The organism is Cellvibrio sp., from assembly GCF_053579595.1.
In genome coordinates, this window is record NZ_JBRFPI010000137.1 from 1 (window position 1) to 10,481 (window position 10,481).

Annotated in this window: 8 protein-coding genes; 2 read left to right on the top strand and 6 right to left on the bottom strand. The window is 46.9% G+C overall.

All coding sequences use genetic code 11. From position 1 onward, the window contains the following. Positions 1-455, top strand: a 455-nt coding sequence (locus tag ACWA6V_RS10250; RefSeq protein ID WP_449522398.1) for a hypothetical protein, incomplete at its 5' end; no start/stop codon positions are given. 259 nt (positions 456-714) lie between these two features. On the opposite strand, the gene ACWA6V_RS10255 is transcribed toward ACWA6V_RS10250, so the two are convergent. Further along, on the bottom strand, positions 715-846 hold the full coding sequence (locus ACWA6V_RS10255) for a hypothetical protein (protein WP_449522399.1): 132 nt from the start codon (positions 844-846) through the stop codon (positions 715-717). A gap of 235 nt (positions 847-1,081) precedes the next feature. On the opposite strand from ACWA6V_RS10255, the gene ACWA6V_RS10260 reads away from it, so the two are divergent. Continuing rightward, a complete protein-coding gene (locus tag ACWA6V_RS10260) occupies positions 1,082-1,447 on the top strand; it encodes a hypothetical protein (RefSeq protein WP_449522400.1) in 366 nt (121 codons plus the stop codon). A 1,243-nt stretch (positions 1,448-2,690) separates the two neighbouring features. Here the strand turns inward: ACWA6V_RS10260 and ACWA6V_RS10265 are convergent. From ACWA6V_RS10265 to ACWA6V_RS10285, 5 genes are all read right to left on the bottom strand, one after another. Then, entirely contained in the window at positions 2,691-5,765 is a 3,075-nt protein-coding gene (locus tag ACWA6V_RS10265) for an efflux RND transporter permease subunit (protein WP_449522401.1), read from the bottom strand. Further along, complete coding sequence (locus ACWA6V_RS10270) at positions 5,762-6,865, bottom strand: efflux RND transporter periplasmic adaptor subunit (protein WP_449522402.1); 1,104 nt, start codon at positions 6,863-6,865, stop codon at positions 5,762-5,764. The genes ACWA6V_RS10265 and ACWA6V_RS10270 overlap by 4 nt, the downstream gene beginning before the upstream one ends. Positions 6,866-6,953: 88 nt before the next feature. Beyond that, complete coding sequence (locus tag ACWA6V_RS10275) at positions 6,954-7,571, bottom strand: TetR/AcrR family transcriptional regulator (RefSeq protein WP_449522403.1); 618 nt, start codon at positions 7,569-7,571, stop codon at positions 6,954-6,956. A 122-nt stretch (positions 7,572-7,693) separates the two neighbouring features. Beyond that, complete coding sequence (locus ACWA6V_RS10280) at positions 7,694-9,316, bottom strand: eCIS core domain-containing protein (RefSeq protein ID WP_449522404.1); 1,623 nt, start codon at positions 9,314-9,316, stop codon at positions 7,694-7,696. A gap of 253 nt (positions 9,317-9,569) precedes the next feature. Beyond that, complete coding sequence (locus ACWA6V_RS10285; protein ID WP_449522405.1) at positions 9,570-10,052, bottom strand: nuclear transport factor 2 family protein; 483 nt, start codon at positions 10,050-10,052, stop codon at positions 9,570-9,572. Positions 10,053-10,481 lie beyond the last annotated feature (429 nt).

The window sequence follows — 10,481 nt, forward strand, 5'->3', positions numbered from 1 at the left end:
CAAATAATTCAACTATTGATAGCACTTTAGTCAAAGACAAAAACGGCAATATATACGAAGTTGTTATGCCCATTCCCAGAACGAGTAGCTTCTTCGGAGGCGATTTTTACCCATCAATTGAAGACATTTTTGTAAAAATAGACGAGCTAACGGAATTTGAGGAAAACTTCAAGAACTCTAGTGACCAGTGTCAAGAAAAACAAACTAAAATTTTCAAAGGCATTTCTAATAATAGTTTTTTGGAAGCAGTTGGATTAATGGCCGTATTAATTGCAGAACAAAATGAAAGCTATAAAAAACATGAAGGACAATTAAATTCACAAGCTATAGCCGACCTCGTACAGTCGAAAGCAAATAGCGTGTTAGGCGGAGATTTTAAAGAGAAGCACAAGGGACTTAGTAACTTAAATAAAGTTATCACTGCCGGCATTGACGAAATAAATAAACAAATTTGAGGATTTTCTGGCTGGCCATTGGCTAGCCAACGCGAACACAGAAAAAACTTTTAATCTTTTCCTTGTGATTAACAACAATGGAATAGATAACTATGAACAACTTCCAACAAACCGGTTTTTTAAGAATCAACCAAATCTTTGGCAACCCAAAAGTAACCACATCCACCCGCCTCGAACACATCGGAGGTACGGTATGAGCCGCAAAAATCGCAAAAAAACTCCCCCCAAAAACTGGCTCAAAGATCTATTAAATGGATGTTTAAGACTCACGATCGTCATCACCATCTTCCTGGGCGGCAACGATTACCACATCAATACCGTCATACAACTTGATGCCGCGCGCTGTACCTTGGCGATAAAAAACATTGCGACAACTCAGGGTGGGCGACACGCCTGCCCGGGTTAATTTGTCACTCCTGCCCTCTCCGGCCCTCCTTGCTGGCACATAAAGCTACACAAAAAAAACCAAAACAATGAATTCAACGACAAAAACACTATTTATATGTTTTTCGCTGGATTTTATGTGTCGAGATAATTTACATTTTTCAAAATAAGAATGAGAATTTGTGATGAGGGTATCGATTTATGTGAGAAATAGTTATCAAAAATAGATTGCGGAGATAAGCATGAGTACCATCGACCATACCAGCGTTAAGCGAGACGAAGATGAAGATGAAGATGAAGACAGGCCAAGTTTGGCGGAGCGAGTATCGCAGCTTGCGAGAGAGCCGCTTCCACCCCCCGAGTTTCGGCGAATAGTGATCAGGAATCGGCAGAATGCCGATGCCATCGATATGGAACGCGCGCTCACTAAAAAACAACGGGAATCGATTGAAAGCTTGGCGTTTTTCGGCTGGCACATTTGGTTTATCCGGCGCCCACTCTTTGGTATTCCGGTTGTCATGATTGAGAATCCCGCCTCGGGACTTTATGCATTATTGGATGATGACGGCAATCTGGACATGGAACCCAATATTCAGCTAAGACGCTGAGCAGCTAAAACGTCAATGGTTACTTCGGTCAGTACAAAAACGGCGTGTCATTCAGCGTAATAATCACAATAAAAATGTCACTCCGGTTCACGTTTCTCTAATTAAAAGTCGCAAATGACTAAACATCTGTATGTTTTGATATGGATGAATAGTAAATCACCCTCTTTATTAGTATCTGCAATAGGTCAGTCGCGGCGTTTTGCCGCGATTTTTTTTAGGCACACCAACCATCCCCACTATTCGCCTCGAACTTACTGAAAGCAAAGTATGAGCCGCAAAAACCACAAAAAAACCTCTCTCAAGATTTGGCCAAGAATTATTGAGCGCGGGCTGATAATACTCCAAATCGTTGCCGCCATCTTTTTGGGAAACAACGACTAACAAATTACTACCGTCTTGCAATTCAAGACCTCGAGCTGAATCGTCAAATCATAGGTTTGTGGTTGAACAACAATCCGCATGCAGTAGACAACTAACATCTGGTGGCCAGATATTATTTCACCACTCTCGTGTGCCACATAAACTCCAGTTTTAAAGCAACGTTTTTGCAGCGATAGATGCCTATGGGGTTTATCAGTTGCCGTGCCAGACATGTTTACTGGAGGTATTGTTTGATGACGTTCGGGACAGGATAAAACTACCGCCGAAGGCGATTAATTCTATTGCGCATGTGATTGACAGGATTGATTTGCAATTGAAACATCAGATGCGGATGTAGAAAAATTAAAAGCGGCTTTTTTTGGCCGCCTTTAATTGGTATGAGAGGGAATAACGCTTTACTTGTCAGAAGCAGCAGAAGCTAGTTGCCAGAGCACCAATAACATTATCACTACCACTAAGAATCCCATATCTCCTCCCAGAGAATTATCTTTCGCTGACGTTTGTCCAAACATACAAGCAAGTTCAACCTCTAATGGCTAGAGAGTTTAAGTAATTGTTGGGTCAAGCGACCAGTGGGCGAAGGACATATTTCGTGTGAGATATATCTTACAAGACGCGGCACATTGATCGTCCGGTTAGCTTTATTGCTCACTCGCAACGTCGCCATTTCGTGCGCCATCAAACTCGATCAATGCCAATGCACCGTTTACCAACAATCCCACTTTGAAACTCATTAGCCCACAGGCAAAACTCTCACCATCATTGGCAGACCTTTGCCGAATAAAACATTTGTAGGGTGCAGCCTTCACTCGCCATGATTTGCCAATCCAGCAAATAGGTTGGTAATGACTTATTGCAGAAATTAAGACGATAAAATTCCATCATCTGGTTTGATCTTGAACCAGATTGCGTACATAGCTGGCAGGAACATCAGCGTAAGCACAGTGCCTGCAAGCGTGCCGCCTATCAGTGTGTAAGCAAGCGCGCCCCAAAACACTGACTGTGTTAGCGGGATGAAAGCAAAAATGGCAGCCAGCGCAGTCAAAATAACAGGGCGCGCGCGCTGTACAGTTGCTTCCACAACAGCGCTGAACGGATCTAAACCTGCTTGTTTGTTATGTTCAATTTGCCCGATCAAAATCAGCGTGTTGCGCATTAAAATTCCTGACAAAGCAATCAAACCCACCAACGCATTAATACCGAACGGCTGTTGAAAAATAATTAAGGTGGGCACCACTCCAATCAACCCGAGCGGGCTGGTCAAAAACACCATGATCATTGCGGAGATTGAGCGCACTTGGAAAATAATAATCAGCAAGGTAATGGCAATCATGATGGGAAACAGCGGCAGCATCGCCGTTGATGCCTTACCTGATTCTTCAATCGAACCGGCCTCTACAATTCGATAGCCTTCCGGCAATTTTTCGATGATTGGTTGCAATTGTTTGGTGATAACAGCCGACACATCGGGCGGTTGTAATGCTTCGTCGATATCGCCGCGCACAGTAATTGTCGGCACGCGGTCGCGACGACGAATAATGGGCTCTTCAGCGCGCACCTCAAATTCGCCCAATTGCGATAATGGAATGCGCTGGCCATTTGCGCCCGCCAAAGTGAAGTCCGCAATGCGACTGGGATCGAGCCGCGTATCGCCAGCAGAACGCGCAATCACTTGCACCGTGCGAATATCTTCGCGCACTACTGTCACAGGTACACCCGTCAACAGAAATTGCAGTTGTTGCGCAACATCCGTTGAAGTCAAACCCATTGCCTGCAAGCGATCCTGATTTAATACGAAATGCTGCGTCGGGGTGCGCGAACCCCAATCGCTATTTACCGTGCGCATCATTGGGCTTTCGTTCATCACACGCTGTACATCGGCGGCAATCACACGCAATTTTTCAGGGTCAGGCCCACTAACACGATACGCGACCGGGAATGGCGAGTAAGGCCCAAACACTAACTGCGTAACGCGAACGCGCGCTTGCGGAGCCAGGCCATCAGTAACGGCTTTACGCAAACGGAGTTTTAATGCTTCGCGTTCATGTTCGCTATTGGTACGGACAACAATTTTTGCAAATGATGCATCAGGCAGCTCTGGTCCCATTGAAAAATAAAAACGCGGCGCCCCCTGACCGATGTAGGCGGTCACAATGTGCGCTTCTTTTTGCTTGGCCAACCAGGCTTCTACTTCTGCAGCTGCCGCACTGGTTTGGGTGATGGCAGTGCCGTATGGCATTTGCACTTCTACCAAGACTTCAGGCCGATCAGAGACAGGGAAAAATTGCTTTTTGACAATACCCATTCCCAACACGGCGACCACAAATAATCCGATTACACCTAAAGCAATCTGACCTTTGCGCGCAATGATGCGCGCGAGCAGTTGACGCATCTGGTGATAGCGCGGCGTATTGTAAAGTGCATCATGACCGCCCTCGATTTTTTTAATACCGGATAATAATTTCACACCGAGGTAGGGCGTAAAAATCACCGCCACAATCCAGGATGCAATCAGCGCTATGCCAACAATCCAGAACATATTGCTGGTGTATTCACCTGCGGATGAGCGCGCAAAACCGTTGGGCATAAAACCAACCGCTGTCACCAAGGTGCCCGACAACATGGGCGCAGCGGTGTGGCTCCAAGCATAAGCGGCGGCCGCAACGCGGCTCAAACCTTCTTCGATTTTTACCACCATCATTTCGGTGGCGATGATGGCGTCATCAACCAATAAACCCAGCGCGAGAATAAGCGAGCCAAGTGTTATGCGATCGAAATTTTTTCCAGTCATCGCCATCACGATAAATACCAGCGCCAGCGTTAGCGGAACAGCGGCAGCCACAACAATTCCTGCACGCCAACCCATGCTCAAAAAACTCACCAGCATTACCACTAGTAAGGCGGCGAAAAATTTCATCATAAATTCATCAACCGATGCGCTGATGTTAACCGCCTGATTGGTGACGCTGGTCAAGCTCATGCCTAAGGGCATCTCGGCATTCATCGCTTTCACCTTTTCTTCCAAGGCTTTTCCAAGGTCGAGTCCATTCCAGCCTTCCTTCATAATAATGCCGAGCAACAACGCAGGCTCACCACCATTGCGCACCAAAAATGTAGCGGGATCTTCATAACCGCGCTTCACCTCGGCGATATCTGACAGCTTCAAGGTGCGGTTTTGTATCACGATGGGCGTATCACGAATTTTTTGCAGCTCGCTAAACGCACCATCCACGCGAATAAAAACCTGCGGCCCGTTTGTTTCGATAGAACCTGCCGGCGTGAGCAAATTCTGGTTATTGAGCGCTGCAAAAATCGCTTGCGGACTCACACCAAGCGTGGCCAGCCGCTCCTGTGAAAACTCGACATAAATTCGCTCCGGCTGTTCCCCGACGACGTTCACTTTTTTCACGCCGGGCACATGCAACAATCGTTGGCGCAACATTTCTGCATCGCGCACCAGTAACCGCTGCGGTTCGCCTTTGGCTTTGAGAGCGTACAACGCAAAGGTCACATCGGCATACTCATCGTTAACCATTGGGCCAATAACACCGGGCGGCAGGTTGATCGCTTCATCGCTGACTTTTTTGCGCGCTTGATAAAACTGCTCCTGTACCTCGGCCGGCGGGGTGCTGTCGAGCAGGGTTAACACCGTGAATGCCAAACCCGGTTTGGTGTAAGTTTCGGTGCGATCATACCAACGCAATTCTTGCATGCGTTTTTCGATTTTCTCGGCAACCTGATCCTGCATTTCTTGCGCGGTTGCGCCTGGCCACGCGGTAATAATCGTCATTACCTTAATGGTGAATGCAGGATCTTCCGCCCTGCCCAATTTGAAAAACGAAATGAGTCCGGCGAGTGAAATCAGCAGGATAAGAAATAAAGTGATTGATCGATCGCGCACGGCTAACGCCGAAAAATTAAAACGGCTTTCGCTCATAGCGACGCTCCTTCAGCCACATGCGCTACTGAATTGGCGACACGAACCTGCATGCCATCGCGTAGCAAATGCGCGCCGAGTGCGACGATTCGATCATGGTGTTGCAGGTTGCTGTTAATAACCGCATTTTCATCATTGGGGTGTTGGATCGGGAGCGGGCGCGAGCTGACTTTGTTGTCATTAATCACCCAGACTCCAGGACCCTTGCCTGCATCAAACAGGGCTCCAATTGGCACCTGCGCGCTCTTGCTCGCTGATAACTGCTCATCTGCAATCTTGATAGTCACTGTAGTGCCCAACGGGGCTTTTGCCATATCGCCTTCCAACACATAACGCGCTTCAAAGGTGCGCGTCACCCGATCGGTGGTGTCTGACAATTGACGTAGCCTGGAAGGAATTGCAATATTTTCTTTGCCAAACAATGTGGCTTGCCCACTGGACCCTATGGCAGGCCTCAGGGTTTCCGGCAATTGAACGATAGCTTCGCGCGGCCCGGCATGTGCCAGGCGAACCACGATTTGACCCGCACTGACCACTTGGCCAGGCTCGGCCAGAGTCTCCATCACCAGCCCGTCGGCGTCAGCAACTAGCTCGGCGTATTCGGTCGCATTGAGGGATACCCTGGCTTGGGCGATGGCTGCACTCAGATTGGCGTTAGCCGTATCGGCCGTTGCTTTAGCCTGGTCATAGGCCGAGGCCGAAATTGCGCCCAGATCACGCAAGGTTCGGGAGCGGATTTCATCCTCGACGGCCTGCTTTGCCAGCGCTCTCGCCGCTACTACCGCCTCTTGTTGCGCCGCGGCGGTGAGCTTCAGATCAACAGGATCGATACGCAGCAGAGGTTGGCCTTTTTTAACGGTTTGGCCTGTATCCACCAAACGCTCCAGCACTTTTCCTGACACACGAAAGCCCAGGTCACTTTGTACTCGTGCGGCCACCACACCGGAAAATGAACGCGAAGCAGAACCGGCTTCTTGCACGTTAATCACACGGACAAGCGGTGTATCAATGCGGGGATCAGATGGCGGTTTCTCGCCGCAACCCGCCAGCAGGCACAGAGAAGCGAGAAGAACAGCGGATAAAACAATAAGCCGACGCATGAAAAGCCCCTTGATGAAATGAAGAGGCTTTCATTCTTATTCTTGTGACCAATTTAGTCAATAGTCACAACCAAAATGGTGACGATGTTTAAGGCGATAGACTTCTTAACACCAGGCTGGAAAGGAGCGCCGGAGCCACATCGGTATGATCAAAATGGTGCTGCAGTAACAAGGGATTGAGGTAAGGGCGAAGCACCAGATAGATGGCCATTACGGTTTCATCAATAGGTGTTTTGCGCTCAAATTCCCCCGACTGGCGCCCCTCTAACACAATATCCTGCAGCAGCGCTTTAATACGGATCTCGTAATCGCGGGTCGCCTGCCATTGTTCCGTAGCGGCAGAGGCAGCAATTTCGTAAAGCTTGCGATCATCAGAAAACAGGCGAAGACTCGCAGTTACGGTGGATTTGAACAATTTTCGCAGCTTTTCTGGTGGGTGTTCAGCTTCGTTAACCGCAGCGCGAATTTCTGTTTCAATATCATGCAAACAATTGGAGCAAATCATTTCCCCAATCGCTTGTTTAGACTCGAAGAACTTGTAGATGTAGGCCTTGGAAAAGCCAATAGCTTTAGCAAGGTCAGACACAGTGGTCTTTCCATAGCCATAGAGACTGAAGTGCTCGGTAGCGGCAGCAACGATTTGGTTACGAACATCGTGGTCTGCCGGGCCGCGTGCGGGGGCAAGAATTTCATTGGGTGTATTCATAGGCGCTAGTTTACCGGCAAGTGCCAATATTAACAAAAAGTGACCAATTTATACTACAGTCACAACCAATATTGAACCATCACAGATAAAATCATGCGCCGTAAACACCTTTTGCTAAAAATCTAACCTGGCCTGGGCCCTAACCGTTTTTCAGAGCGAGGGGCTTCATTAATGATTTTGTCTCCCAGATAACCACGGGCACAAATTTGCCGAATACCTTTCAAACTTTCACGCGCTTGTGGCCCAATAATTAACGCATGGGTGCCAGGTGCACCATTAGCTTCCCTGAAAGTTTCGTAACTATACTTCGTTCCTTCCTCATCTATATCCACCTTGGTCGTATGATCAGGAAAAATCAGAACCTTCCCCATTTTATTTATCGCGCTGATTGAAGCATCTTTATCTACCCCTCTGGGATACCCTGAAGAATGCTGCAATATATAAATTAAAAAAGCGCCCAGCTGCTCGTCTCCGTTAACCATTTCGATCAGCTCCACATTGGCAATACGAAATTTCAATTCGTCACGAGGTTCTTTACCTTTCTCTCCGAACTCATTTCGAATACCTTCGGCCGCACCGTCCTCATGACCTGTGACCGTATAAAACCCCTGCCCAAGCTCACCTTTACTGGAGCCGTAGGTTGTATCTACACGTTTCGTCATCCAATCGCCTTTTTTTGATACGTGTGCTAATTCGGTATGGGTAGCAGGATCCAGCACGCCCCTATCTGCTATATCCCAAGCCGCCAATCTGTTATATCCGTCTGCCGATTTAGCACCAGCTAATTTTTCGGTTGGGTATTGTTCATCCATCAGCGTAAGCGGTGCATCTGTTTCATCGTCCAGCTTTAGCCTTAATTTTAATTTGGTTTCGGCGTAGGTTTCGCGAACGTTATCCCATTCAACTTCAACATTAGATTTCGCATGGTCAGTAAAAAACTTCAGCAGTAAATCTTCCCCTTCTGCCTCCAATTGTTTTTTAGTTGCACTCACCCATTGGCGAACTTTTTTCGCTTTATCACCTTTCGCGGTGAAATAATGTTGCACCACACTATTCGCATGCGACGCGGTGTCGATAGATTTTGCCTGCAAGGTTTGTGCATGCATTGAGATTGCTTTAGCACCCATAACGTCTGCCTCATGCTCCAAACCCTCATCATCATTAACCTGCACACCCTCTTTCATTTGCATAGTAGGTTTTACCCTACCCTGCGCCTGCTGGACGACATGCCATGCCTCATGCGGCAAATGTTGTTCCTGACCTGGGGCCACATGGATATCACTACCCTGTGCAAAAGCATGGGCATTTAATTGAGCTGGTTGCGATGAGTTGTAATGCACCTTAACGTGATCCATGCTCATGCCTGAAAGGTTTTCGATTCCGCTTTTTAAGTTATCTGGCAAGCCAGTGCGGTTAGGCACAGAGGCCTGATCAGCATTAAGTTGTGCAGGATTTTTCGGATAAGGTTGTTGCTCTTTGGGCCCTACATGTTGCGTAGACTTGGAAGCCATCATAGCTACAGCCTTTTGGTATACATTCGCCCGCGCACTATTGTCCATTACGGTTTTTGCTGCCTGCATTTGTTTCACACGTGGACTTGCATTCATAACTGACTGCAACTTCAGCTGAACCGCTGCATCCGAACGTGCATTCTCAAAAGAGGAATCCAATAATGGTCTCAACTGCGTCTCGCCAATATTCGATTGATTTGCCTTATCTGCTGACGCAGGCACATTCGCTTTCATGAGAACACCTTTTTAAAATAGGTTTATGCAAAATTAAAGATGCACAGATGAAAATAACAGCACGTTTCACAGCACTGCAACTTGGGCAACAGCTCGTCACTATTTCCCGATATGAGCGACAATAAAAACGGAACGGTGCATAACATAATCGCCGCAGCCAGAACAACACCCAACCATGTATCGATTTTTGATTTATATACCTGAACCATCCTTTCCCCTCCGTGCCCACGAAAACAATAAATAGAATCAATATTTAATGATCATAACTTATCACCCGTGCCAGCTGCCAACCGTCACCTACTTTCCGCCATATATGCGTAAATTTGAAAATCGCGCAATCCTGCTTGCCATTGTTAAGGCTGCAAAACCTATGCTCCCCGATTTGTAATGCCCCGTAATCTTTAATGGGATAAACCTGCAAGCTCTCACGAATCAATTCACGCTGCAGGGTTTTATTATTAGCAAACATGGATTTGGAATTTTCCAGATTTTTCTGGTAATCGGAAAAGCCGCCTTTATCGTGATAAAACTCAAGGTCTTTAGCAAATAAACTCGATGTAGTTTTCAAATCGCGCCGGTTAAACGCATCGAAAAAAAGCGTGTCCATTCTGAGAATTTCATTGTAGAGCTCGGTTTGTGAAGACGGAGAACTTCCTTCCGGCGCAGATTGGGTATCACTTGCAAATGACATATTGGTAGCAAATAGCAGAGTGACGATTAACAACAACTTTTCCATAGTTATGCCTCAGGTTGAAAAGGATTGGAGTGTACTTCTGTGAAACACCCTGCTTAGACACAGCAACCAATTAACTGGATTCACAAATATGTAGATGGCAGCGAAAAGACCAACACCATGCACCAATACGCATGTTTATTTACGAGGTCTTTAAACGAGTGGTATCAAGATTTTCACGCGAATCTTGTACAGCCCACACAGCACCCGCCCTACTCCTTCAACTTAAATCGATAAAAAACCTTCACGAACTCCGAAATTTTAAGTGCCACTAATAATCCTGTGTCGCCTAAATCTCTCGCATATCGATTTTCTTACCTATAATCTCCTCAAATACGAATAATTATCATAAACATCTGCATTAAATTGCTATTTATCGCCATCCGGCAAGGGACAACAAAGGAACAACAAATGTACAACGATGCTATTTAT

Bases quoted from the DNA above. Each gene is read 5' to 3' on its own strand.
- ACWA6V_RS10260 (WP_449522400.1), top strand. From the start codon at position 1,082: ATGAGTACCATCGACCATACCAGCGTTAAGCGAGACGAAGATGAAGAT.
- ACWA6V_RS10285 (WP_449522405.1), bottom strand. From the start codon at position 10,052: ATGGAAAAGTTGTTGTTAATCGTCACTCTGCTATTTGCTACCAATATG.
- ACWA6V_RS10275 (WP_449522403.1), bottom strand. From the start codon at position 7,571: ATGAATACACCCAATGAAATTCTTGCCCCCGCACGCGGCCCGGCAGAC.
- ACWA6V_RS10270 (WP_449522402.1), bottom strand. From the start codon at position 6,865: ATGCGTCGGCTTATTGTTTTATCCGCTGTTCTTCTCGCTTCTCTGTGC.
- ACWA6V_RS10265 (WP_449522401.1), bottom strand. From the start codon at position 5,765: ATGAGCGAAAGCCGTTTTAATTTTTCGGCGTTAGCCGTGCGCGATCGA.
- ACWA6V_RS10280 (WP_449522404.1), bottom strand. From the start codon at position 9,316: ATGAAAGCGAATGTGCCTGCGTCAGCAGATAAGGCAAATCAATCGAAT.